This window comes from Acidipropionibacterium virtanenii (assembly GCF_003325455.1).
In the GTDB taxonomy this organism is placed as follows: Bacteria; Actinomycetota; Actinomycetes; order Propionibacteriales; family Propionibacteriaceae; genus Acidipropionibacterium; species Acidipropionibacterium virtanenii.
Genome location: NZ_CP025198.1, coordinates 319,495 through 342,994 on the forward strand (window position 1 = coordinate 319,495; position 23,500 = coordinate 342,994).

The window sequence follows — 23,500 nt, forward strand, 5'->3', positions numbered from 1 at the left end:
TGGTATGCCGTCGATGTCACAGACGGGGTGATCGGCCACCTCACTCCACGACGGTCCGGTCGGGGGTGGCGGTGGTGGCGCGCATCGTCACCTCGAGCTCGTCGCCGACGTCGACCGAGTCGGGCACCCACAGCAGACTGGCCTGCATGTGCGGGGGTTCGGCGAAGAACAGCTTGCGACCTCCGGCCGAGTACGGCGACAGGGCCATCCGGCCCGCCTCCATGACGCCGTTGGCCAGCGTCTGGACGACCTGCCGGCCATTCGCGGCGGCGGTGGGCGCCTGCATGGCCACGCCGTTGGCGGTGCCACCGGAGACGATCGCCAGCCGGTGATGACGCCGGCCGGCCCGCCGCTGCCAGTACCCGACCCGTTCTGCAGCTGTCACGTCGTGGACGTCCTGGACGCTCGCCCGGTAGTGCAGGGCGTCGTGGGCCCCCAGCCACAGCTCGGTGCCCACCCGGTGGCGCACCTCGACATGGAAAGTCTGACGCAGCCGGTCCAGATCGTCGGGGCTCAGGTGGGAGACCCACAGCGGCACGGTGCAGGCCGACAGGGCGGTGGTGGCCAGGTCGGTGGCCTCGCCCAGATGCTCCCCGATCATCGGCAGGTGGATGGTCCAGCCGACGATCTCCAGCCCCTCGGCGGCCGCCACGGCGGCCTCGAACTCGTCGGGGCGCATCCCATAGCGCCGCATCGAGGTGAGCGCCTCCAGGATCACCCGCGCCCCCGGATGGGCCTTCGCCACGGCGGCCACGTCCTCGACCCGTGACAGCGTCGTGATGACGCCCGGATCCGCCAGCGCCGCCTCGGCCACGGCGTCTCCGGGACGCCACGGCGTCAGCACCACGACGTCACCCGGGAAGCCGGGGTGCTCGGCGCCACCGGTCCGGACGCCGTGCTCATCGGCGCTGCCGCGCACCAGGGCGACCTCCTCGGCCGTCCCCACCGCCAGGCGGTCCAGACCGAGCCGACGCACCTCGCCGGCCAGCCGGGGCAGCCCGAAGCCGTAGCCGTTGCCCTTGGCCACCGGGACGATGCCGGGATCTCCCGCGACCACGGAATCCTGGTGGGCCCGCCAGGCGGCGGCGTCGACGTGCAGCACCAGGCTCATCGCGACCTCCGGTTCATGTACCAGTCGAAGACCTTGTACAGCAGCGGATCGATCACCAGATCCCACTCGCCGATGTAGGAGACGGCCTCGCCGCCCGAGCCCACCTTGAACTGGATGAGCCCCAGCTCCGGGTCGTCGGCGGCCAGCCCCTCGGTGATCCCGCGCAGGTCGTAGACGTCGGCGTCGACGGCCATCGAGTCGCGGATCATCTGCCACTGGATGGCGTTGGAGCCGCGCACCTCGCGCTTGGCGCTGGTGGAGGCTCCGTAGGAGTACCAGGTGTGGCGGCCCACATGCACCCAGGTGGTCGACGCCACCAGACCGCCCTCATGATGGGCCAGGTAGAGGTGCATGCGGTCCGGGTCCTCGCCGTTGAGGGCGTCCCACATGGTCTGGAAGTACTCCAGCGGCCGGGGGGTGAAGCCGTCGCGCCCGGCGGTCTCCACATAGATCTGGTGGAAGGCGGACAGGTCGTCGCGGCCCCCGCGACTCACCTCGACGCCCTTCTTGGCGGCCTTGCGGATGTTGCGGCGCCACAGCTGATTCATCCCCGACAGCACCTCGTCCTCGGACCTGCGGGTGCGCACCCCGTCGTCCCAGGTGACCAGCGGCAGCTGGAAGTTGAACTTCGGCTGGCCGGCCGCGAACCCTTCGGAATCCTTGGGAGGACGCCAGCCCAGGTGCCGCAGCTCGTTGGCCAACCGGGTGGCGTGAAGATTGGTGACGTCGGCGGGGGCCTGGGACAGGGCGGTGATCGACTCGTCGGAGATCGCGGTCTTGATGGCGTCCTTGCGCCACGTCTGGTGCGGCACCGTCGGGCCGATGCGCAGGGCGAAGGCGCCGCGCGCCTTGACGTGGTCGCGCAGCGCCTCAAGGACCTCCGGCAGATCGGGGGTGGTCCAGTCGAGTACCGGGCCCTCGGGAAGATAGGCCAGGTAGCGCTTCAGCCTGGGCACCTTGCGGTAGAGCACCAGACCGGTGCCGATCAGCTCGCCGGCGTCGCGGATGATACCGACGGACTCGCTGAGCCATTCCTGCTTGACCTTCCCCCAGGCCGGCGTCTGGAGGAAGCTCACCGTCTCCTCGGCGGCCGAGCCCGGTGCGGCCCAGTCGTGGAGGAAGGCGAGATGCTGGTCGGCGGAGATCTGGCGTACCTGAATCACAGGGACACCATACGGGTACGACGGGTGCCCGTGAGTGCGGGGAGCCTACCGGCGGGGTGGGGCATCTGCTCCCGACACGCCGTCGTGGTGCCCGCCGGCGCCGAGGGACGGCGTGTTGGGAGCGGTTGCCACGGCCGGGGCCGGTGTGCCCGGCAGGGGAGCCGGTCCCGAGCCGTCCGGCCGCGGGAACCCCTGCGGGAAGGCGGCCTTGACGTTCTCGGGGATGATGTTGATGAAGCTGGTGAGCTGGCGGCAGGCCCAGTTCAGTCCGTCCTCGTCGACCTTCCCGGTGCCGCCGCGGATCCAGGCGGTGAGCAGCCCGTTCTCCAGCAGGAATCCGCAGTTCTTGTCCAGGCCCATCAGGAAGCCGGCCACCTGCGGGGTGATGACGGCGCGCACGAAGCCCTCGTCCCCGGTGATGTTCCAGCGCTTGTTGAACTCCGGATCGGGGAAGGTGATGGTCGCCTTCTTGCGGTTGACCCACCAGCCTCCCTTGATGAGCTGGAGGGTCGGCGTCTGCGGCCCCATCGTGGCGACGTAGCGCAGCGAGTAGGTGGTGCGGCTGCGCCCGAAACCGGTCTGGTAGGAGTAGATCCCCGAGAGGACGTCCAGCCCGTCGAAGATGCCGTGCATGACGTATTCGTCATCCTTGTTCGAGCCGGTGCCGAAGGGGCCGCTGGCCAGGCGCTCGTCGATGCGCGGCTTCGCGTCGCCGATCCACTGCCAGCCCCGGCGGGCCGACAGCTCGGTCCATTTCCCGCTGCGGTTCTTCTTGACGAAATAGGAGATCACCAGGACGACGACCAGGGCGATGAGGTAGATGAGGAACTTCACGTTCCGCAGGTTAGGGGAGTGCGAGGTCAGGGTCCACGATCGGGAAGCAGACGTCGCATGCCGGATCGTCCATCCTCAGGAAGTCCCAGTTGGCCCAGTAGACCTCCCGGGGGGCGCCATGGCGCTCCCAGCCCCGTCGACGGCAGGCGGCGTCCAACTCGTCGTAGACGTCGTCGATCTCGGGGTAGGCGAGTTCGGCCCGGGTGACGGTGACCCAGGCCTCGCAGTGGGCATCCTCGATACGTCGCACCACCGCGGCAGGCAGGTCCTGGTGGTGAGGGGCGTGCTCGTCGACAGGCTGGCAGACCTCGACGGTGCCGTCCTTGCCGGTCTCCAGCCCGTCGCAGTACACCACGAAGTGCGGCGCGGCGACCGGCGCCAGGCACTCCAGCAGACGCATCGACGACTCGATGTGGTCGTCCAGCTCGTCGATGGAGATGCGTCGGCGCAGGCTGAGGACGGTCTGGGCCCCGACCCGCCTCAGGCCGGTGGGGCGTGGGATGGTCATCCCGCCCGGCGCTCCGGGGATTCTGGTCGGGCGGGCCCGGAGCCGGCATCGGTGTCCGGGGCGGTCTGATCAGCTCCGTCGGGACCGGCTGCGGCCGGGCCGGTCGGGTCCGGCTCGGTGGGGGCATCGGGGGAGGCGGCCTCCAGCGCCTTCGCCGCGGCGGCCTTGGTGGCCTCGGCCTCCTCGGCCTTCCTGGCGGCCTTGTCGAGGGCGAGGGTGCGGGTGTACTCGGCCTGGGTGGGCAGTCCGTAGGCCCGTGCGGTCTGATCGTGAAGCTCCATGATCTGGCGGCGGACGCGCTCGGAGAACTCGTGGGCGATCTCTCCGGGGGCCGGGCTCATCGGGTGGCCGTAGACGACGTGGACGGGGGGGCGTCCCTTCGGCAGGAAGCCCTCGTCCTGGTTCGAGGGCATTGCGGCGAAGGCCCCCACCAGGGCCACCGGGATCACCGGCACCCCCCGGGAGATCGCCAGGGCCGCCGCCCCCGGCTTGAAGGGCCCCATCGCGCCGGTGCGCGACCGCGTCCCCTCGGCGAAGATGAGCAGCGGGACGCCGTCGGTGAGCAGGGAGCCCGCCAGCCCGCGGTGGGAGCGGCCCGCAGCCCCCTTCTTGGAACGACCCTTCCCGCCGCGGTCGACGGGGAAGGCGTTGAAGAACAGCACCGGCGTCAGAGCCTTCCACCAGTCCGTGAAGAAGTAGTCGGCGGCCGCACCGGTGGACAGGTAGCGGCTCAACCTCTTGGGCAGCGATCCGAAGATCAGCGGGGTGTCCAGATGGGAGGAGTGGTTGGCGGTGATGACGTAGGCGCCGTCGAGGCCGTCCAGGTTCGCCGTGCCGTGGACGGTCACCTTCGTGACACGCCACACCAGCGGCTTGAGCAGGAGGATGTTGGCCGCCTGCCGGGTGATGGCGGACAGGTCGCTGGTGTAGCGCCCGCGATCCTTGATCTTCGGCTTGATCGCCATGATCAGCGATCACCGCCTTGCCGGTCCTGCTGCCGGTCATGCTCCGGCCGGTCCGGGAAATCGGTCTTGTCGCGGCTGGAGGTCAGGTTGCGCGACAGCCAGCGCATCGTCGACCGGGGAGCGACCCCCGCGACCGAGATGGCCGCCTTCCAGAGGCGGTTGGGGATCGAGACCACTTTGCCTTTCTCAAGATCGGTCAAGGTCTGGCGCACCACGGTCTCCGGATCGGTCCACACGGCCTCGGGGAGGTTGCTGGCGGTGACGTGGGCCCGCTCGTGGAACTCGGTGTGCACCCATCCGGGGCACACGGCCATCGCCTTCACCCCGCTGCCGTGCAGCTCATTGGCCAGCCCCTCGGTGAAGGTGAGCACCCAGGCCTTGATGGCCGAGTAGTTGCCGGTGTTGATCCAGGCCGATCCCGAGGAGATGTTGACGATCGCGCCGGCGCCGCGGGCACGCATCGAGCGGCCGGCCGCCGCCGAGAGCACCAGCACCGCCCGGCACATGACGTCGAAGGCACGGTCCTGGAGAGGCAGGGTCCCGGCGTCGAGGATCTTGGCGTGGAGGCCGAATCCCGCGTTGTTGACCAGCAGATCCACCGGGCGGGAGGGGTCCTCCAGCCGGGCGGCCACCGCGTCCACCTCGGCGCGGTCCGAGAGGTCGGCCCGGATGGTCTCGACGCTCACCCCGTAGCGGGGCTCCAGCTCAGCCTTGATGGCCGCCATGCGGTCGGTGTCGCGGGCGACGATGATGACGTCGTCCCCGCGCGCCGCGAGTTGAGTGACGAACTCCCGGCCGATGCCGGAAGTGCCACCGGTGACCATGCTGGATGACATGAGCCCTAATGTACGGCAGCAGATGCGTCTCGACCGATCCGCGGGCGGTGCGGGCGGGCACGCGTCCTCCCCGCGACCCTTCCCATGAACCGCGATCCTCGACGAGATCACCGGTCTTCCCGGCCATGGACGTTCGTCAGTTCTCTCGGTTCCGTGGATGATCGCAGATAGTCTCGGGGGCGTGACTGAGCAGATCATCGGGGCAACCGTGGACGAGGCCGACCTGAGCGCCCAGACCGGCGAGCGCGGCGCGAATGCGGCGCAGATCATGGTGGGCGATCCGCAATCCTGGCGCAAGCCCGTCATCAACCATCCCGGCGGCGCGGCCGGGCTGAAGGAGGCCGCCGGCTCGGCCGGGATCGCTGTGGTGGTGCACGCCGCCTACGTCATCAACGTCGCCTCCCTCAACAACCGGATCCGTATTCCCTCCCGCAAGCTCCTCCAGCAGACCCTCACCCTGGCCGGTGAGATCGGGGCGATCGGGGTGGTGGTGCACGGCGGTCATGTCCGCGACGGAGAGCCCGTCGAGCAGGGTCAGGACAACTGGCGCAAGGCCGTCGACGGGCTCGAACTGCCCGTCCCGCTGCTGCTGGAGAACACCGCCGGCGGCAAGCATGCGATGGCCCGGGAGCTGGAGCGGATCCAGGGCACCTGGACGGCCATCCAAGCCGCCTCAGGGGCCGAGAATGTCGGCTTCTGCCTCGACACCTGCCACGCCTTCGCCGCCGGTCTGGACATGACGACAGTCGTCTCCGATGTGAGGGCGATCACCGGGCGGATCGACCTGGTCCACGTCAACGACTCCCAGGGACCGGCCGGATCGGGTCGCGACCGTCACGCCAACATCGGGAAGGGGAAGATCTCCCCGGAGGAACTGGCCGCGGTGGTGCGCGACGCCGGCGCCCCGCTGGTCGTCGAGACCCCGGGGGAGGCCGCCGGCCAGGCCGCCGACATCGGCTGGCTGCGGGAGCGCCTGGCGGGCTGATCCGACAGTGATCGGCCTGGGCGGCCGCTTGGCGGTTCTCCCTACGATGGTTCTGACCGGTGCCGCGACGCGCCATTCCTGGGTGCTCGCCGCGGCTCGGTCCCGATCGAGGAGTGGGCCATGCCGAACCCAGCTGCACACACCGCCGTCCAGAATGAGCTGCGCCCCGACCCGGCCGCCGAGCTGTTGGGGACTCCTGTGCCCGGGGAGGATCCGGCGGCCGTGCATCTTGCTCACATGTTCCGTCGCACCGTCGCCACCTACCCCTACCGGCCCGCATCCCGGGTCCGGGAGGACCAGCAGTGGATGATCCGCACCTACGCCGAGACCGGACGCCGCGTCCAGGCCCTGGCCCGCGCCCTGGTGGAGCACGGCATCGCCCGCGGCGACCGGATCGCGATCTTCGCCAACAACTGCCCCGAATGGGTGGAGCTCGATCTGGCGATCATGACCGTCGGGGCCGTCCCGGTGCCGATCTATCCCACCAGCACCGCCGACCAGCTGGTCCACATCGTCACCGACGCCGGGGTGCGGATCATCTGCCTGGCCGGGGCCTCCGAACGCGACCGGGTGCTCTCGGCGGCCAGCCGGATGCCCACCCTCGACGCCGTCGTCGTCATCGATCCCGAAGCCGCCGACCAGTCCGGCCTTCCTGGGGCGGCGCTCCCGGTACTCTCTCTCGCCGAGCTCGTCCGGGCGCCCCGCGATGCCGACGAGACTCAGCGGCTCGACGCCCTGGTCGACGAGCGGATGGCACTCTCATCCGGCGACGACGTCGCCTCCCTCATCTACACCTCCGGCACCACCGGCGCCCCCAAGGGAGTGATGATCACCCATCGGGCGGCGATGTCCCAGCCCGACGCCCTCGACGAGTTCTTCACCATCAGGCCCTCGGACCACTCGCTGTGCTTCCTGCCCCTCTCCCACGCACTGGAATGGGCCTGGACGATGGTGCTCATCAGCCACGGCTGCCTCAACACCTACGTCACCAACCCCAAGACGGTGGCGACCATGCTCGCCGAGGTGAGACCCACCCTCTTCGTGACCGTCCCCAAGCTGTACGAGCAGGTGATGACGGTGGCTCGCGAGAAGGTCTCCGACTCCCGCCTCAAGATCCGGATCTTCGACTGGTCGCTGGACGTCGGCCGCCACTGGTGGCAGGCGAAGGAGTCCGGCCGGCGAGCCGAACTGGGGCTGAGACTTCGCCACGCCGTCGCCGATCGGCTGGTGCTCAGGGCGGTGCGCGACGCCGTCGGCGGCCCCAAGACCGTGCTGGCGGCCGGGGGCGCGCCGCTGCGCAAGGAGGTGGAGGAGTTCTTCGCCTCGATCGGGCTGCTGATCTGCCAGGGGTACGGGCTCACCGAGACCTCCCCGCTGGTGAGCTTCAACTCGCCCGGTGCCCACAAATTCGGCACCGCCGGGAAACCCCTTGTCGGATCGCGCATCAAGGCGGGCGCCGATGGGGAGATCCTCTATCAGGGGCCCAACATCATGAAGGGCTACTGGAACAACCCCGAGGCCACGGCGACGACCATCGAGGACGGCTGGCTGCACACCGGCGACATCGGCCACGTCGACGAGGACGGATATCTCGTCATCACCGACCGGCTGAAGGACATCATCGTCACCCTCAACGGCAAGAACATCTCCCCCCAGCCCATCGAGGGGCTCCTGCTGGCCGACCCGCTGTTCGAGCAGGCCGTCATCCTCGGAGACAACCGCCCCTGCCTCACTCTGCTCGTCAAGCCCTCGATGCCGCGCGTCCAGGAGATCGCCGAGCGCCTCCACATCAACCTGTCGGTTCCCGAGGGGCTCCGCAGCCCTGAGCTGGCCGAGGAGATCCGTCGGCACGTCGCCGATCTCACTGCCAAACTTCCTCATCAGGAGCAGATCCGCGATCTCCGGGTGCTGTGGGAGGACTTCACCCAGGACAACGGGCTGCTGACGCCCACCCTGAAGGTGAAGCGCCGCGAGGTGGAGAAGCGGTTCACCGAGGTGATCGACGAGATGTACGCGAAGCTGGCGAAGCTGCGGAAGACCGATCACCACAAGTCGCCGCAGGAATGAGCGACGATGTGGACGTTGTCTTCTGAGCGCTGAGCGAAGAGGCCGCGCGCCCGGCGCCACGGCGTCGGCCACCCTCTAGAATCTCCGCCATGGGACTGCGGAACTTCCTCACCAACCGGGGCATGCCGAGCGGGGGGATCGACCTGCCGACGGCGCTGACGACATTGGCGAACGGCGGCGTCCTCGTCGACGTGCGCACACGCCGCGAGTACGAGGCCGGCCATGCTCCCGGGGCCCGGCTCGTCGAGCCCCGGGAGCTGACCGCGGACCCCTTCACCGCCGTCTACGGGGACGATCCGCTGGCCGAACCCGACCCCCACTTCGTCCTCATCTGCGACACCGGGTTCCGCTCCGGGCACCTCGTCCAGGCGATTCGTGACAAGGGCTACGAATGCGATTTCGTCACCGGTGGGCTGCGCACCTGGCGCGACGGCGGCGAGATCCTCATCCCGGGCCCGCCGCGCAATCAGTAGAGCGCAGATGTCCCTATCCGCGCCGCTTCGCTCCTGCCACCCCGGGCGGCACATCGGTCGTCGGTCGGGTCCGCGACCGTGTCCGGTCACTCCCGGTCAGTTGCGGGTGACCTCCTTGCGGGCAGAGACGAGGGCCGACTTGACCTCCTCGTCGCGCAGCCTCGCCAGCAGGGCCTCGGGCATACCCGCGACCTCGAAGAGGGAGGAGCTGACGGCGTGGTCGTAACCCCAGGTGATGACCGATCCCGTCATCGCCGCCACCCGCCGGAACGCCTCGACGACGCGCTGCTCCTCGTCGAAATCCAGTTCGAGTCGATCGGAGTGCTCGTCGAGGTAGTCGGCCACGAACTGAGCCATCGCCAGCATCATGGGGTTGGTGACCCGTCGGATGACGTGGATGAGGCCCACCATCGCCATCCAGGACCAGTACTGGTCGTCGATGGGGCCACGGACGGTGCGCCGCCACCAGTTGTGCAGCGACTCCTCGCGCATCGGCCGCTCGCCGTCCTTGAACACCGCGGCCGTGGGCTCGTGGGCGTACAAGGTCTCGTAGAAGGCGTCCACGATCCCGGGGCCGAGGCTCTCGAGGATGTCGGCGTGACGGGCGATGACCGCCGCCTGCTCGGCGCTGACGCGACAGTTGGGGGGCGTCTGGTCGACCGCGGCCTGCGCGATCGCGTGCATGGTGTCCATACTCAGGCCCGCCCGAGAATCTGCTTGATCTCGACGGCGGCGGCCCTGGCCTCGATCCTCATCAGGCCCAGGTTCGAGTCGACCGGGCCCTGGAGCACCAGGACCGCGTCGTCACCGGCCGAGTACACCACAAGGTATCCGTTGTCACCACGGATCACGGCCTCGGCGAGACCGCCAAGCTCGGTGCGCTCGGTGATGCGCTTGCCCAGGCCGAGGGCGGTCGCCGCCATCGCGGCCACCCGCTCGGCATCGGCCTCGGGGAAGTCGTGGGCCACCGCCAGGCCGTCGACCGATGCGATCATCGTCCCGTGCAGCTCCGGGATGCCCCGGCGCATCTGCGCAAGGACCTGCGAAAGCTCCATGGATTTGCTGCTCTGATGGGTATTCACCGACATGCCGGGTCCTGCCTTTCATAGAATGACTGCGAGCCGAGCGGCTCAACATGTGTATATCTGCGACGCAGAGAATCATGTCAGGGAGCGGGCCCTCCGGCACGCTCGCGAGATAAAAAAGAGGCACTGTATGCGGACAGCGTACAGCAGGAGGTGCGCCACCGCTGGTGGTCGGGCGTCAACTTCGGCGATCGGGAGGGCATCCTCCCGGTGAGACACGATACGTTCGCGATGCGCTACTGGCATGCACGATGGGGTCACGACGTCGTGACGGCCGGCCTGGCACCGTCATGTTGACAATCGTTTGACGGTTCGCTAGCTTATCCTGTTACGCAGAAGCTGACGAGCAGGGATCTGTGAGGTATATTTGCTGTCGGCGTATTCGGCCTGCTTGAACGGGCCTCGCCTGTCGTTGAGGATATTATCGCCGCTGAGTTCATCGCTGAAACCAACGGAAATTGCTATGGATATGACGTGGTGAACGGAGGAGATCGAGGATGGATGCACCGCACTCGCGCGGCCGGGTGTTCCGGGCGGCGCTGGTCGCCGTCGTGCCGGGAGCGCTGATCGGCTGGACCGTGTACCGCAGGGTCGTCCCCGCTGTCGGCGAGCTGACGGATTCGGCTCCTGGGGCGGACGCCGCTCCCGACATTCTCGTCGCGCGGATCGGCGAACTCGAGAGGGCGCTGGCCGCCAGGGACCGCGAGATCTCGAGACTCGAGACCGGGGCGGTGAGGGCGTGGGACGCCACCGTGCCCGGGCTGGAGGCCAGGATCGAGGCGCTGCAGGCCGAGAACGTCGGACTTGCCGATGCCCTGGATCACGCCCGCGATGAACTCGAGAGCCAGTCGAACGAGGTTGAGCACCTGCGCCGGGCCGTGACACTGCGGGACCGCCGCCGGGCGGATGAGGGGAAGGAATCGCGATGAGCCAGGTCGAGGCAGTGCTGACGATCCGTGGCCTGACCAAGAGCTTCGACGACCTGCAGGTGCTGGCGGGCATCGATCTCGAGGTGCGTCCTGGGGAGATCCTGGCGCTGCTGGGGCCCAACGGCGTCGGCAAGTCCACCCTCGCCTCGATCCTGTCGGGCAGGCTCGAGGCCGATGAGGGCCGGATCGAGATGCCCGGCGGGCCATGGCGTCCGGAACGGGTCTCCATCGTCGAGCAGAACCTCTCCCTGGATCCCGACCTCACCGTCGCTCGCGCCATCTACCGCGATGCGGATCCGCAGGGCCGGATGGACGAGCGGGCGATGGCCGCCGCGGCCCGCAGGGTGCTCGTGGAGGCGGGCATCGCGCTCGACCCCGCCGAGCGCGTGGGGGATCTCGGCGATGCCGACCAGCGGCTGCTGGAGGCCGTGCGGATGCTCGCCGACCCGCATGACGTCATGGTCCTGGATGAGGTCGGCAGCAACCTCAACGCCCGGGAGATGGAGGATCTGCGCTACTCGATCCGCAGGACGGCGGTGGACGGTCGCGGGGTCATCTACATCACCCATGACATCCCCGAGGCGATCTCGCTGTGCGACCGGGTGGCGGTGCTCCGCGACGGCCGGATATCCGAGGTGGTCAGCGCCGCGACGGCCACCCCCGAGCAGCTCATGGAGTCCCTGTTCGACGGCCAGGTGAGCCTCGACCGGACGACGAGCCACGCCGTCGACGACATCGCGCTGAGCGTGCGCGGCCTGGACTGCGGCCTGGAGGGCGCAGACCGGGTGTCCTTCGATCTGCGCGCCGGCGAGGTGCTGGGCGTCGCCGGCGCCCGGAGCTCCGGGGTCTCCGAACTCGTCCAGGCCCTGACCGGTGAGCAGCCGCGGGAGGCCCGCCGCATCGAGCTCAACGGGGTGCGGGTGACCATCGACTCCCCCCGGGATGCGAGCAGGCTGCGGATCGGCGTCCTGTCGGGGTTGCCGGAGAAATCGGCGGAGGCCTATCTGGCGCGCAATCTGCTGATGCTCAGCGATGCCGACGACGAGACCTACGACGCCGAGTTCTCCGACACCCTGACGATGCTCGACGCCATGCGCGAGGCCGACGACTCCATGAAGAAGCTGCTGGGGCAGCGATCGGGTTCGGGCGGGCAGATGCGGTGGAAGCGGCTTCTGGAGCTGGCCTCCCAGGATGCGCGGGTGCTGATTCTCATCGAACCGACGCGTGCCCTGGACATGAAGACCCGCGAACGGTTCCTCGGCCTGCTGGGCGAGGTGACCGGCCGGGGTGTGGCCGTCATCCTGGTCTCCTCGAACGAGGCCGAGCTTCGCACCTTCAGTGACCGGATCCTCGTCATGCAGGACCACAGCCTCGGCGCGGTCTGGCTGCCGGAGCAGATCGCGGTGACCGATCTTGAGCAGGTCTCCCGGGGAGAGCGCCCCGATCCGAAGTTGCCGACCGCGTCGGCGGTCCTGCCGGGAAGCCCGCGCTGAGCCGACGGCGTCGAGAAACAGGGCAGTCCGGGGACAGGACAAGGGGTATGAGGGGCGCCACGCAGGGAGCGCCGTCAGGATGTGGACGCCGGGGTTGACCGCCCACCGCCAAGGATGATTAGGTAAGGCTCGCCTAAGGAGCTGGAATCGTTCCAGCGAATGGAGGGCCCATGTTCGTCGCCAACCTGCTCATCGCCCTGCGCGAGGGCTTCGAGGCATCCCTGGTGGTCGGCATCATCGCCGCCTACCTGGTCAAGGCCGGACGCCGCGACCTCATGAGCAGGCTCTGGTTCGGCGTCGGCCTGGCCGCACTCATTCCGCTGGGCGTCGGCGCGATCCTCACCTGGGGCCCGAAGACGCTCACCTTCCAGGCCCAGGAGATCCTCGGCGGCGGCCTCTCCCTGGTCGCGGTGGCCATGGTCACCTGGATGATCTTCTGGATGGGCAAGAACTCGCGCGAACTCAAGCACGACATCGAGTCCGATCTCACGAAGTCCCTCCGGAATCACGGATCCGGCTGGGGAGTCGTGTGGATCGCCATCCTCGCGGTCGGCCGTGAAGGAGTGGAGACGGCGCTGTTCATCTGGGCCACCGTCAAGTCCTCGATGCGCACCAGCACCGTCGCGACCACGGCCGGCGTCGTCGCGGGCCTGGCTCTCGCCGTCGTCCTGGGATGGGCGGTCTACCGCGGCGCGGTGCGCATCAATATGCACCGCTTCTTCGCCCTCACCGGCGGATTCCTCATCCTGGTCGCCGCCGGAATCGTCTCCTACGGCGTCGGCGATCTCCAGGAGGCCGGCCTCCTGCCCGGCATCATGACCCACGCCTGGGACTACTCGGCCGCGCTGCCGGCCTCGACGTCACCGATCTACTGGCTCTACGTCGTGCTGGTCGCGATGTTCCAGGTCAACCCGGCCCCGACCGTGCTCCAGACCATCGCCTGGTGGGTCTACCTGATCCCGGTGCTGGCCCTGTTCATCGCCCAGGTCAATGGGAGGCTCCCCGGCCGCGCCGCCGGCCCCCGGGACGCCAGGAAACCTGCCGCCGTGGTGGAATCCCAGCCCTCCGCCGAACGCGGGGCGGCGACCGCCACCACCTGATTCCGGCCGATCCCGATACCGACACCGTCTGACGACGCCGTCCCCTCCGGTCCCATCCCGAACCCGCCCCGGCGCAACCGGAGCGCCACCCCGCGTCATGCACGCACGACACCCCTGAGGAAGACATGCCCAGCTCACCTGCCGGCAACCATCGACTCCGCCGATCCGCGGCGAGCGCCCTCGCGCTGGCCGCCCTGCTGGCCGCCGCCGGCTGCACCGACAACACCGACGACGCCTCCGCCGCCGGATCCGCATCCTCCGGCAAGCCGACCTTCACCATCACCGGGGCCGGGGACACCTGCTCGATGTCGACCACCACCCTGCCCGGTGGTCAGGTGAGCGTCACCATCGTCAACAACGGCTCGACCGCCAACGAGTTCGAGATCCTCACCGAGAACAAGCTCCAGATCGTCGCCGAGAAGGAGAATGTCGGTCCAGGGGTTACCACCACCCTCACCACCGCGCTGGAGAAGGGCACCTACTACACGGCCTGCAAACCCAACATGGTCGGGGCGCTCAAGGGAGTGCAGAAGCTCACCGTCACCGCCGGCTCGGGGGCCACGGTCTCGGCCGACACCAAGGAGCTCGAGCAGAAGGCGATCACCAACTACACCGCCTACGTGCGCGATCAGGTAGGCCAGCTGCTCACCCAGACGGCTGCCTTCACCAAGGCCTACACATCCGGCGACACCGCGAAGGCCAAGGAGCTCTACCCGGTGGCCCGCGGCCACTACGAGCGCATCGAGCCCACCGCCGAGGCCTTCGGCATCAAGGAGGCCGGAGATCTGGACGCCGCCCTGGATCTGCGCGTCCAGGACGTCGCCGCCGACGCCGGCAAGAAGGTGACCGACCCCTCGGTGCTCAAGTCGTGGACCGGCTGGCACCGGATCGAGGCGGATCTGTTCACCGCCGACGGATCGGCCTTCAAGTTCGCCTCGGCCGCCGACCGGAAGGCCGCCGCCGATCAGCTCGACAAGGACACCCAGAGCCTGTACAACCTCGTCTACGGCAAGATCAACGGCGCCTCCGGCAAGTTCTCGCTGAAGCTGACCGACGTCGTCACCGGCGCCTCCAGCCTGCTCGAGGAGGTCGCCACCTCCAAGATCGTCGGTGAGGAGGAGACCTTCTCCCACACCGACCTGCCCGACTTCAAGGCCAACCTCGAAGGCGCCCAGGTGGCCTACGGCAACGTGCAGGCCCTGGTGAAGAAGGCCGATCCCGATCTGGACGCCGAGGTGATGCAGTCCTTCAAGGACCTGGAGGCCCTGCTGAAGAAGTACCAGAACGGCAAGGACTCGATGGGCAACGTGAAGTACGTCGACTACTCCACCATCGCGGCCGTTCAGAAGGACGCCGGCGAGGCCCCCAAGGACTCGGCCTACACCAAGGCCCAGCGGGAGTTCTCCGACGAGGTGAACGTCTCCTCCGAGGCGCTCTCGAAGGTGCCGGGAAAGATCCTGCACTGACCACTGAGCGAATGCGTGACCTGATGAGCGACAAGGACGAGCGGATCGAGCCCCCGCAGAGCCATGAGAAGGGACCTGCCCAGGTCTCCCGGCGCGCGATGCTGGCCTCCACGGGCGGGGCCGCCGCGGCCTTCGGGCTGGGCGGCTACGCCCTGGCCCGGCATCTGGAGCGCGAGGACGCGGCGTCGTCGACGCACCCCACCGTCACGACGTATCCCTTCCGCGGAGCCCATCAGAGCGGCATCCTCACCCCCGCCCAGGACTCGATGTTCAGCGCCGCGTACGACCTGCGGGACATCGACGTCCGTCTGGTCCGCAAACTGCTGCGCGACTGGTCGGTCGCCGCCGAGCAGATGATGGCCGGCGAGCTGGTCGGCGGCCAGCCGCTGGCCGACAAGCAGGCCGCCCCGATCGACACCGGCGAGGCCTGGGGGTACCCCGCATCCGGGCTCACTATCACCTTCGGGGTGGGCCGGGGGCTCTTCGTCGACGCCAAGGGTCGTGACCGCTTCGGGCTGAAGTCGAGGATGCCGAAGATCCTCGACCAGGGGATGCCGAAGTTCGCCAACGAGACCCTCCAGTCCGGCGACTCCGACGGCGACCTGCTCATCCAGTGCTGCGCCGACGACAACCAGGTCGCCATGCACGCCATCCACAACCTCACCCGGATCGCCTTCGGCAAGGCCGTGATGCGCTGGTCCCAGGTCGGCTACGGGCGCACCTCCTCGACGTCGAAGGACCAGCAGACCCCGCGCAATCTCTTCGGATTCAAGGACGGCACCAACAACATCAAGGCCGAGGACCCCACCGCCCAGCTGAATGAGCACCTGTGGGTGCAGGCCGATGACGACCAGGGCGACTGGTTGGCCGGGGGCACCTACTACATGGCCCGGCGGATCCGGATGTTCATGGAGGTCTGGGACCGCCTGCGGCTGGGGGAGCAGGAGGACACGATGGGCCGCGACAAGATGTACGGCGCGCCCCTGTCAGTGGCCGCACCGACGTCGGCGAGCCAGGAGTTCACCACCCCCGACTACGCCGTCAGGTCCGGGGGAGACACCCTGGTACCCGGCGACTCCCACATCGCGGTGGTCTCCCCCGAGCAGAACAAGGGGCGCCGGATGCTGCGGCGCGGCTACAACTACACCAACGGGATCGACTCCCTGGGGCGGATCAACGCGGGACTCTTCTTCGTCGCCTTCGTGCGCGATCCGCGGACGAACTTCTACCCGATCCTGTCGCGGATGACGCGGTCCGACGCTCTCACCGAGTACCTCCAGCATCAGGCCTCGGCGCTGTTCGCCGTCCCGCCGGGGATCGGAGCGGCGGATCCGGGGGTCGCGGAGCGCCTCTTCAAGGGCGTGGTGGAGTAGCGCGCGCATTCTGCTAGCTGGAGAGCCCGATCCGACACAATTGTGTCCGAAACCGGGCTCCAGCGAGTGATATGCGCACGCCGGGCCCGCCATCTTGGTGATCGGTGGGCCACTGGCGTAGAGTTTCCCGCTGGCCGTCCTTCCGGGGCGGCCGCGTCGGGCGGTCCTGTCCCCCGACGGGCATTCGCCCTCCTGCCACGGGAACGACCCGTGGCCGCTGAGACCAGAGGAGGTGGAGTCAGCGTATGCGCAAGTACGAGGTCATGATCCTCATTGATCCTTCTGTCGACGAGCGTCAGGTCGATTCCCTCATGGAGCGTTACCTGAAGGTTGTCACCGACGAGAAGGGCACCGTCGACAACGTCGATGTGTGGGGCAAGCGTCGCCTGGCCTACGAGATCCAGAAGAAGTCCGAGGCGATCTACGTCGTCCTGGACGTCACCTGCACCCCTGCGACCGTTCAGGAGGTCGATCGGCTCTTCGCCATCGACGAGAACATCCTGCGGACCAAGGTCATGCGTCCCGCGATCCACTGAGGATCCGGGCACACGATCACATCAGGACCCCTCCAGCAGATGGAGGGACGCGATGTCCGAAGGGGGCCAGTACCGACCCGCGGTGAGAACCGTCGGTGGAGGCTGGCAGTCTTGAACTGACGACGTCGTACCCGATCCGATTCGGAGAGTCACATGGCAGGCGAAACAACCATCACCGTGATCGGCAATCTCACAGCCGATCCTGAACTGCGATTCACCCCCAACGGGGTGCCCGTGGCCAACTTCACGGTGGCATCCACACCGCGCACATTCGATCGCCAGTCGAACGAATGGCGTGACGGTGAGGCGTTGTTCCTCAACTGCTCGGTGTGGCGCAACTACGCCGAGAACGTGGCCGAGTCCCTCTCGAAGGGCACCCGGGTCATCGTTCAGGGCAACCTGCGCGCCCGGTCCTACGACGACCGCGACGGCAACCATCGCGTGGTCCACGAGCTGGACGTGCTCGAGGTCGGGCCCGCACTGAGGTTCGCCTCGGCCAAGGTCACCCGCACCCCCGGTGGCGGCGGTGGCGGCTGGTCGGGCGGCAACTCCGGCGGTGGGAATCCTTCCGGCGGCAACTCCGGCGGCGGGAACCCTTCCGGCGGCAACTCCGGCGGGTTCAACCAGGGCGGAGGCGGCGGTTGGTCGCAGCAGCCCCAGTCGGGCAACTCCGGCGGCTGGAACAACGCGCCCTCCGGCAACAACCAGGGGTCCTACAACCAGGGATCGGACAACCGAGGAGGCGGCGTCGACCCGTGGGCCCAGGCCCAGAGCGACGAGCCGCCCTTCTGATCAACACAGTTCAGATCAACACGGTTCTGATCGGTGTCACCTGATCGGCTCAGGCCTGATCAGGACCTCGATCCCTCACATCCAACGTCAGGTTCCGCCCTCGCGGATGCCGGCTGATCGGTCGGCGTCCCGGGGACACGGACAGGCACATTCCGGCGAGAGCCGGGCTTTCACGGGAGTGATCCCGTAGACAAGGAGAGCACCACAATGGCCGGTCCACAGCGCAAGTCTGTGAACAAGAAGAAGATCGTCCCCGTCAAGACGGTGCACATCGGCGAGGTCAACTACAAGGACACCGCCCTGCTGCGCAAGTTCATCTCGGAGCGGGGCAAGATCCGCGCCCGCCGCGTCACCGGGCTGTCGGTCCAGGATCAGCGCAAGATCGCCATCGCGATCAAGAACGCGCGCGAGCTGGCCCTGCTGCCCTACGCCTCGACCGCGCGCTGAGTCAGGAGGATTGACATGAAGCTCATTCTCACCGCACCCGTCGAGAAGCTCGGCGTCCCCGGCGACATCGTCGAGGTCAAGGACGGCTACGGCCGCAACTACCTGCTGCCGCAGCACTTCGCCATCAAATGGTCCCGTGGGGCCGAGGCCCAGATCGATCAGATCAAGCGGGCCCGTGCCACCAAGGAGATCCAGACCCGCGAGCAGGCCGAGGTGGTCCGTTCGCAGCTCGAGGACTTCAAGGTCCAGATCCAGGTGCAGGCCGGCGAGTCCGGTCGGCTCTTCGGCGCCGTCACCCCCGGCGACATCGTGCTGGCCGTCAAGAAGGCCGGCGGTCCGGCCCTCGACAAGCGGTCCATCGAGATCAGCAAGCCCATCAAGACCCTCGGCACCCACACCGTCGGTGTGAAGCTGCACGAGTCCGTCAAGGGCCATGTGGCTGTGGAGACCTTCGCGGTCTGATCGGCCCCGACCGTCTGCCAAGGCACCACAAGAGGCAAGGCGTCATGAGAGAAGGGGTCGCGCCCGTCGGGCGCGACCCCTTCTCGCTGCCCTCCGCATCTGAACCTCTCGTGCCCGATCCGCCCGAGTGGCAGTCGGACATCGTCTTCACCCACTCTCTGGCGCTGGTTCTGGATGACGCTTCACAGCTCAGGCTGGACGCCGCCCGCCAGGAATTGCGTCGGGCCGGGATTCCGGTGCTGGAGCACCCGTTCCACATCACGCTGTGCTGCGTCGACGCCATGGACGGCGTCGCGGACGTGGTGCCCGAACTGACTCTTCCACGGCGCTTGACCCTGGACCGGGCCGGGCTGCTGCAGGACTCCTCCGGGGCGGTCGCGCTGCGACCCGTCGAGACGGCCGCAGGCCCGCTGAGGGCCGGGCACCTGGAGCTCCACGAGCGTCTGGCGGGTGCCGGCGTCACGACCTTCAACTATTACGGCCCGCCCCTGTGGCGGCCCCACGTCACAGTCGGGTTCCAGGTGCCGGACGCATTGACAACCTTCGCCAGGACGCTGCTGGCGGGCCATGTTCCGGTGGAGATCGCATTCTGCGGGATCTCCGTGTGGACCGTCGGCACCGACGAGCTGGAGATGCTGGCCCGGTTCTGAGGCAGGAGCCGCAGGTGCCAGTTGTTGCGCGGACCCTCTAGGCTGAGGCCGGTACGCCCGGATCGGTGCGCGTCGTCAAGAGAGTCAACAGAAAGGGTCGTCCTTCGTGAACTGGTGGCAGGCCGTCATCCTCGGCATCGTCGAGGGCATCACTGAGTATCTTCCGGTGTCGAGCACCGGTCACCTGAGGATCGTCGAGAACCTGATGGGTTTCAAGACCCAGGGCGCGGGCATCACGGCCTTCACGGCGGTGATCCAGATCGGGGCGATCATCGCCGCGATCATCTTCTTCTGGGGAGACATCGTCCGCATCGTCGGCGCCTGGTTCAAGGGGCTGCTGGACAAGGACGCCCGTGAGGACCCCGACTACACGCTCGGCTGGGGGATCATCATCGGGTCGATCCCGGTGGCCGTCGTGGGTCTGGTCCTGGGCGACTTCATCCGCGGGCCGCTCAGCTCCATCTGGGTGGTCGCCGGGGCGCTGATCGTGTGGAGCTTCGTGATGATGTTCGCCGACCGGCGCGAGGGCCTCACCCGGGGCATGCGCGACGTCACCCTCACCGACTCCCTGGTCATCGGCTGCTTCCAGGCGCTGTCGCCGCTGTTCCCGGGCATCTCCCGCTCCGGGGCCACCATCTCGGCCGGTCTGTTCCGGGGCTTCGACCGCGAGACCGCGACCCGGCTGTCCTTCTTCATGGGCATCCCGGCTCTGGTGGCCGCAGGCGTCTACGAGGCGATCGGATCCGCCTCCGACATCACCGCCGCCGGCCCGATCCTCACCAACGGCGGGACCGCCGTGATCGGCTGGGGACCGACGATCATCGCCCTGCTGGTGTCTCTGGTGGTGGCCTACTTCTCCATCGCCTGGCTGCTGAAGTTCGTGTCTTCGAACAAGTTCACCAGCTTCATCTGGTACCGGATCGCCCTCGGCGTGATCATCCTCGTCCTGGCGCTCACCGGTCTGGTCGCCGTCTAGAACGTCACTCCGCTTTCCGGGCGCGGTAGCCGACCCGACCTGTTCGGGGGATCAGCGAACCCTGGCGAGCGCAGGGGGGTCGTCCTGTTGACAGCTCAGTCTCCTGATTCGGCCTCCATGGCGCGGTTGAACTCGGGCTTCATGACCCTCCAGCCCTCGGCGTCCCGTCCGGCGATCCAGTAGGCCGACAGGAGCAGACGCTCCCGGGCCAGGCCGCGCTCGATCCTCAGGTGGCGCCGCAGCGGCCGGATCATCTCGGCCTGGCCGTGGGCGAAGGCCCACCACGGCTGATCCGGCGTCCTCAGACGCCGCACGGCGTCCACCAGGGCCGAGCCGCCCGAGGTGACGGGGATGTCGACGATCCGTGCTTCCGGTCGCTCCGGCAGCGGGTAGGAGCGACCCCCGCCCTCCAGCAGGACGACGGCGCGCGAGCCCGCCGGAAGGGCCTCCAGGGCGTTGGAGATCGCGGGCATGGCGACGGCGTCACCCACCATCCATACGGTGCCGGGATGCTCGGGCATCTGCCAGTGGCCGCCGGGGCCGCGCACGGTCACCTCGTCGCCCGGCCGCACCGAGCCGGCCCAGGCGCTCCCAGGGCCTCCGTGGCCCAGGTCCAGGACGTCGATCCCCCAGGCCCCGGTGGCCGGGTCGTACCGGCGCCGGGTGTAGGTGCGCAGCAGCGGTGCAGGGCTGCCGGGCGCCGGGATCGGTACCGGACTGCGGTACGGGGCGCCCGGTGGTGGCAGGAGGATCTTGACGTGGTCGTCGACGTGGCTGCGGGGCGCCAGGCCCGGGGCGAAATCGATCGACGTGACGCCCGGGATGTCGTGGAAGACGGCGGTGACGCGGGCACGGTGCAGCGGCTTCGGCATGGGGTCAGAGTAGTCGAATTGCGCAAGGGGCTCGTTACACAAATACTGCTCGGACCGACCGGTGGACGGTGAGGAACTCTTCATCCACCGATGCCACAGGTCAATGACTACGGGTTCCGGTGGATCGCAGAGTGTTATTCACACCCGGGGCCCAGTTGTCCACAGGAGTTGTCCACAGGCTGGGGACAACTGGGGCGCGGCTGAACCCGCTACCGCCACATGGCACGGGCGCGCTGCGGCTGCCAGGGCGCCTCGTCATTCGGCAGCCCGAGCTCGTGGGCGGCGCGCAGCGGCCAGTTGGTGTCACGCAGGGCGCCCCGGCCGATCATGACGGCGTCGGTCTGGTGCTCGGAGACGAGCCTCTCGGCCAGTGCGGGCTCCCAGATCATCCCGACCGTGGAGACCGGGATGTCGGCCCCCTCGCGCACCCGGGCGGCGAGCTCGGCCTGGTAGCCGGGGCCGATCGGAATGCGCGCGCTGGAGTTGCCGCCCGAGGAGGCGTCGAGCAGGTCGACCCCGACGTCCTTGAAGCGCCTGGTGAGTGCGATGGAGTCGTCCACCTGCCAGCCGTCGTCGCGCCAGTCGGTCACCGAGAGCCGGGCCATCAGCGGCATCCCGTCGGGGATCGCTCCCCGCACGGCCGTCGCCACCTCCACCGGGAGCCTCAGCCGGTTGTCGAAGCTGCCGCCCCAGCCGTCGGTGCGGGTGTTGGAGATCGGCGAGTAGAACTGATGCAGCAGGTAGCCGTGGGCGGAGTGGATCTCCACGGCGTCGAATCCGGCGTCGACGGCCCGGGACGCGGCGGCGGCGAAATCGTCGATGACGCCGTGGATCTCGGCATCGGTGAGGGCGTGGACCGTCTCGCCGGCGAACTCCTTGCCGTCACCGGGCTCGGTGGTGGGGCCGACGGCCTGCCAGCCGCCCTCGGACTCCGGGATGACGCGGGTGGCGTGGCCGGGCCACCAGCGGTTGGTGCTGGCCTTGCGTCCGGCATGGCCGAGCTGCACGGCGATCTTCCCGCCCAGGGCGTGGACGGCGTCGGTGATGGTGCGCCAGGCGTCGACCTGCTTTCCGTTCCACAGGCCGGTGTCGAAGGGGCTGATGCGTCCCTCGGGGTTGACGGCCGTGGCCTCCGCCACGATGAGTCCGAACCCGCCGATGGCCAGCGATCCCAGATGGATCAGCTGCCACTGCACCGGAACGCCGTCCTGGGCGTCGACGGAGTACTGGCACATCGGCGGCACCCAGGCCCGGTTGGGGAGGGTGAGGCCGCGAAGGGCGATCGGTTCGAAAAGTGCGGGACGCGTCATGTATCCCATCCCACCACCCGGACTCAAGGAGTCGGACACCGGGGCCGGGCCGCGGAGTGGGTCTGGCGCTGCCGTTCGTGACTGCGGCGGCGGCGATGCAGGATGGTGGCATGACCGTCGCCTGATCGGGAGGACTCATGGGACCGTTGATCACCGTCGTGCCTGCCAGGGGGCTGCTGCTCTTCGATTCCGACTGCGCCTTCTGCACGGCGTGTGCGAGCTGGCTGTCGCGGCGTCATGCCCGGGTGGTCGTGAGGCCGTTGAGCGCCGCGGACGCCGGGGCCCTGGGGGTGGATGCCGATCGGGCTCGCAGGGAGATTCCGCTGGTGCGCGGTGACGGCTCTGTGGTGTGGGGGGCCGAGGCGATCGGCGGGGCTCTGGCCTCCTGCCCGCCGCCGTGGCGGTGGGCAGGGCAGGTCATCGCGTCCTCCCCGGTGAGGCCGCTCGCTGCGAGGGTGTACGCCTGGGTCGCCCGGAATCGCCATCGATTCCCCGGCGGATCGGGTGCCTGCCGGGTGTGAGGGGATTCGAGTCCGCTCCTGCGGCGTCCTCGGCTGACGAATCTCCCGCTCAACGGGCCTTTTCGTCTCGGCGGAGCCGAAAACCCCTGTTGAGCGGGAAACCCGGGAGCGCGATCCCGGACCCGGGCCGCAGTGGGTGGCTGTCGACGCGGATCCGGCCGACGACTGAGGTCAGCGCCCGGCGTGGGGGCAGTCAGCCCTGACGAGCGTGGGGGGCGGTCATCCGCTTGGATAACTCAGAACTCGTAGTTGTGCTTCCACTCACGGATCGAGGAGACCTGGACCGCGTCGGTGGGATAGGGGTCGGCCGCCAGAAGCCGGTCGAGCTCGGCGCGGCTGCCGACAGAGTAGATGAGGACGGCGCCCGAGCCGTCGGCGAGTGGGCCGGCGTTGACGAGCTGGTGACGTTCGCGCATCACATCCAGGTTCTGGAGATGACGGGGGCGGGCCGCCAGGCGCCTGTCCTGGAGCTCGGGAACGTAATGGGTTTCGACGATGAAAGTAGCCATGAACGAATGGTAGGGCCACTCATCGAATCTGAGTAGC

The 23,500-nt window shown here is 68.6% G+C and carries 26 protein-coding genes; 15 read left to right on the forward strand and 11 right to left on the reverse strand.

Annotated features, from left to right (window positions below):
• Positions 1-40: 40 nt before the first annotated feature.
• The 6 genes from JS278_RS01415 to JS278_RS01440 are packed head-to-tail and all read right to left on the reverse strand — an operon-like array spanning position 41 to position 5,417.
• Positions 41-1,111, reverse strand: a complete 1,071-nt coding sequence (locus JS278_RS01415) for an alanine racemase (RefSeq protein WP_114043634.1) — start codon at positions 1,109-1,111, stop codon at positions 41-43.
• Entirely contained in the window at positions 1,108-2,274 is a 1,167-nt protein-coding gene (locus tag JS278_RS01420; RefSeq protein WP_114043635.1) for a lipid II:glycine glycyltransferase FemX, read from the reverse strand. Before JS278_RS01420 ends, JS278_RS01415 begins: the two co-directional genes overlap by 4 nt.
• A gap of 45 nt (positions 2,275-2,319) precedes the next feature.
• On the reverse strand, positions 2,320-3,108 hold the full coding sequence (locus tag JS278_RS01425; protein WP_114043636.1) for a hypothetical protein: 789 nt from the start codon (positions 3,106-3,108) through the stop codon (positions 2,320-2,322).
• 10 nt (positions 3,109-3,118) lie between these two features.
• On the reverse strand, positions 3,119-3,610 hold the full coding sequence (locus JS278_RS01430) for a GyrI-like domain-containing protein (RefSeq protein ID WP_425451484.1): 492 nt from the start codon (positions 3,608-3,610) through the stop codon (positions 3,119-3,121).
• A gap of 2 nt (positions 3,611-3,612) precedes the next feature.
• On the reverse strand, positions 3,613-4,581 hold the full coding sequence (locus tag JS278_RS01435; RefSeq protein ID WP_114043638.1) for a lysophospholipid acyltransferase family protein: 969 nt from the start codon (positions 4,579-4,581) through the stop codon (positions 3,613-3,615).
• Between the two features lie 2 nt (positions 4,582-4,583).
• Complete coding sequence (locus JS278_RS01440) at positions 4,584-5,417, reverse strand: SDR family NAD(P)-dependent oxidoreductase (RefSeq protein WP_114043639.1); 834 nt, start codon at positions 5,415-5,417, stop codon at positions 4,584-4,586.
• Positions 5,418-5,598: 181 nt separating this feature from the next.
• Here JS278_RS01440 and JS278_RS01445 point away from each other — a divergent pair, with 181 nt between their 5' ends.
• The 3 genes from JS278_RS01445 (at position 5,599) to JS278_RS01455 (ending at position 8,942) form a co-directional block, all read left to right on the forward strand.
• Positions 5,599-6,402 carry a deoxyribonuclease IV gene (locus JS278_RS01445; protein WP_114043640.1) on the forward strand — a complete coding sequence of 268 codons (804 nt, stop codon included), beginning with the start codon at positions 5,599-5,601 and terminating at the stop codon, positions 6,400-6,402.
• A 120-nt stretch (positions 6,403-6,522) separates the two neighbouring features.
• Positions 6,523-8,469: an AMP-dependent synthetase/ligase gene (locus tag JS278_RS01450; protein WP_114043641.1), complete on the forward strand. Its 1,947-nt coding sequence runs from the start codon at positions 6,523-6,525 to the stop codon at positions 8,467-8,469.
• A gap of 89 nt (positions 8,470-8,558) precedes the next feature.
• A complete protein-coding gene (locus tag JS278_RS01455; protein WP_114043642.1) occupies positions 8,559-8,942 on the forward strand; it encodes a rhodanese-like domain-containing protein in 384 nt (127 codons plus the stop codon).
• A gap of 96 nt (positions 8,943-9,038) precedes the next feature.
• Here the strand turns inward: JS278_RS01455 and JS278_RS01460 are convergent, their stop codons facing one another.
• Both JS278_RS01460 and JS278_RS01465 read right to left on the reverse strand, forming a co-directional pair.
• Positions 9,039-9,626, reverse strand: coding sequence for a protoglobin domain-containing protein (locus JS278_RS01460; RefSeq protein ID WP_181833794.1), 588 nt, complete (start codon positions 9,624-9,626; stop codon positions 9,039-9,041).
• 11 nt (positions 9,627-9,637) lie between these two features.
• The gene (locus JS278_RS01465; RefSeq protein WP_245935163.1) at positions 9,638-9,997 is read right to left on the reverse strand and encodes a roadblock/LC7 domain-containing protein; all 360 of its coding nucleotides are present in this window, start codon (positions 9,995-9,997) and stop codon (positions 9,638-9,640) included.
• Positions 9,998-10,524: 527 nt separating this feature from the next.
• Between JS278_RS01465 and JS278_RS01470 the strand changes: the two genes are divergently transcribed.
• The 11 genes from JS278_RS01470 (at position 10,525) to JS278_RS01520 (ending at position 20,251) form a co-directional block, all read left to right on the forward strand.
• Positions 10,525-10,956: a hypothetical protein gene (locus JS278_RS01470; protein ID WP_114043645.1), complete on the forward strand. Its 432-nt coding sequence runs from the start codon at positions 10,525-10,527 to the stop codon at positions 10,954-10,956.
• Complete coding sequence (locus tag JS278_RS01475; RefSeq protein WP_114043646.1) at positions 10,953-12,449, forward strand: ATP-binding cassette domain-containing protein; 1,497 nt, start codon at positions 10,953-10,955, stop codon at positions 12,447-12,449. Before JS278_RS01470 ends, JS278_RS01475 begins: the two co-directional genes overlap by 4 nt.
• Positions 12,450-12,619: 170 nt before the next feature.
• Positions 12,620-13,549, forward strand: coding sequence for an iron uptake transporter permease EfeU (gene efeU, locus JS278_RS01480; protein ID WP_114043647.1), 930 nt, complete (start codon positions 12,620-12,622; stop codon positions 13,547-13,549).
• A gap of 125 nt (positions 13,550-13,674) precedes the next feature.
• On the forward strand, positions 13,675-15,015 hold the full coding sequence (efeO, locus tag JS278_RS01485; RefSeq protein WP_114043648.1) for an iron uptake system protein EfeO: 1,341 nt from the start codon (positions 13,675-13,677) through the stop codon (positions 15,013-15,015).
• Positions 15,016-15,038: 23 nt separating this feature from the next.
• A complete protein-coding gene (locus JS278_RS01490) occupies positions 15,039-16,388 on the forward strand; it encodes a Dyp-type peroxidase (RefSeq protein ID WP_245935164.1) in 1,350 nt (449 codons plus the stop codon).
• A 245-nt stretch (positions 16,389-16,633) separates the two neighbouring features.
• A complete protein-coding gene (rpsF, locus tag JS278_RS01495; protein WP_114043650.1) occupies positions 16,634-16,924 on the forward strand; it encodes a 30S ribosomal protein S6 in 291 nt (96 codons plus the stop codon).
• A gap of 153 nt (positions 16,925-17,077) precedes the next feature.
• On the forward strand, positions 17,078-17,716 hold the full coding sequence (locus JS278_RS01500) for a single-stranded DNA-binding protein (RefSeq protein ID WP_114043651.1): 639 nt from the start codon (positions 17,078-17,080) through the stop codon (positions 17,714-17,716).
• Positions 17,717-17,923: 207 nt separating this feature from the next.
• The gene (gene rpsR / locus JS278_RS01505; RefSeq protein ID WP_114043652.1) at positions 17,924-18,163 is read left to right on the forward strand and encodes a 30S ribosomal protein S18; all 240 of its coding nucleotides are present in this window, start codon (positions 17,924-17,926) and stop codon (positions 18,161-18,163) included.
• Positions 18,164-18,178: 15 nt separating this feature from the next.
• The gene (gene rplI / locus JS278_RS01510) at positions 18,179-18,625 is read left to right on the forward strand and encodes a 50S ribosomal protein L9 (protein WP_114043653.1); all 447 of its coding nucleotides are present in this window, start codon (positions 18,179-18,181) and stop codon (positions 18,623-18,625) included.
• A gap of 44 nt (positions 18,626-18,669) precedes the next feature.
• Positions 18,670-19,275, forward strand: a complete 606-nt coding sequence (locus JS278_RS01515; RefSeq protein WP_147243121.1) for a 2'-5' RNA ligase family protein — start codon at positions 18,670-18,672, stop codon at positions 19,273-19,275.
• Positions 19,276-19,381: 106 nt separating this feature from the next.
• Entirely contained in the window at positions 19,382-20,251 is an 870-nt protein-coding gene (locus tag JS278_RS01520; RefSeq protein WP_114043655.1) for an undecaprenyl-diphosphate phosphatase, read from the forward strand.
• Between the two features lie 95 nt (positions 20,252-20,346).
• Here the strand turns inward: JS278_RS01520 and JS278_RS01525 are convergent, their stop codons facing one another.
• Both JS278_RS01525 and JS278_RS01530 read right to left on the reverse strand, forming a co-directional pair.
• Positions 20,347-21,123, reverse strand: coding sequence for a siderophore-interacting protein (locus JS278_RS01525; protein ID WP_114043656.1), 777 nt, complete (start codon positions 21,121-21,123; stop codon positions 20,347-20,349).
• 209 nt (positions 21,124-21,332) lie between these two features.
• A complete protein-coding gene (locus tag JS278_RS01530) occupies positions 21,333-22,433 on the reverse strand; it encodes an NADH:flavin oxidoreductase/NADH oxidase (protein ID WP_114046044.1) in 1,101 nt (366 codons plus the stop codon).
• Between the two features lie 137 nt (positions 22,434-22,570).
• Between JS278_RS01530 and JS278_RS01535 the strand changes: the two genes are divergently transcribed.
• Positions 22,571-22,954 (forward strand): thiol-disulfide oxidoreductase DCC family protein, encoded by a 384-nt coding sequence (locus JS278_RS01535; protein ID WP_114043657.1) that lies wholly within the window; start codon positions 22,571-22,573, stop codon positions 22,952-22,954.
• Positions 22,955-23,190: 236 nt separating this feature from the next.
• On the opposite strand, the gene JS278_RS01540 is transcribed toward JS278_RS01535, so the two are convergent.
• Entirely contained in the window at positions 23,191-23,463 is a 273-nt protein-coding gene (locus JS278_RS01540; RefSeq protein ID WP_114043658.1) for a YciI family protein, read from the reverse strand.
• Positions 23,464-23,500: the final 37 nt, after the last annotated feature.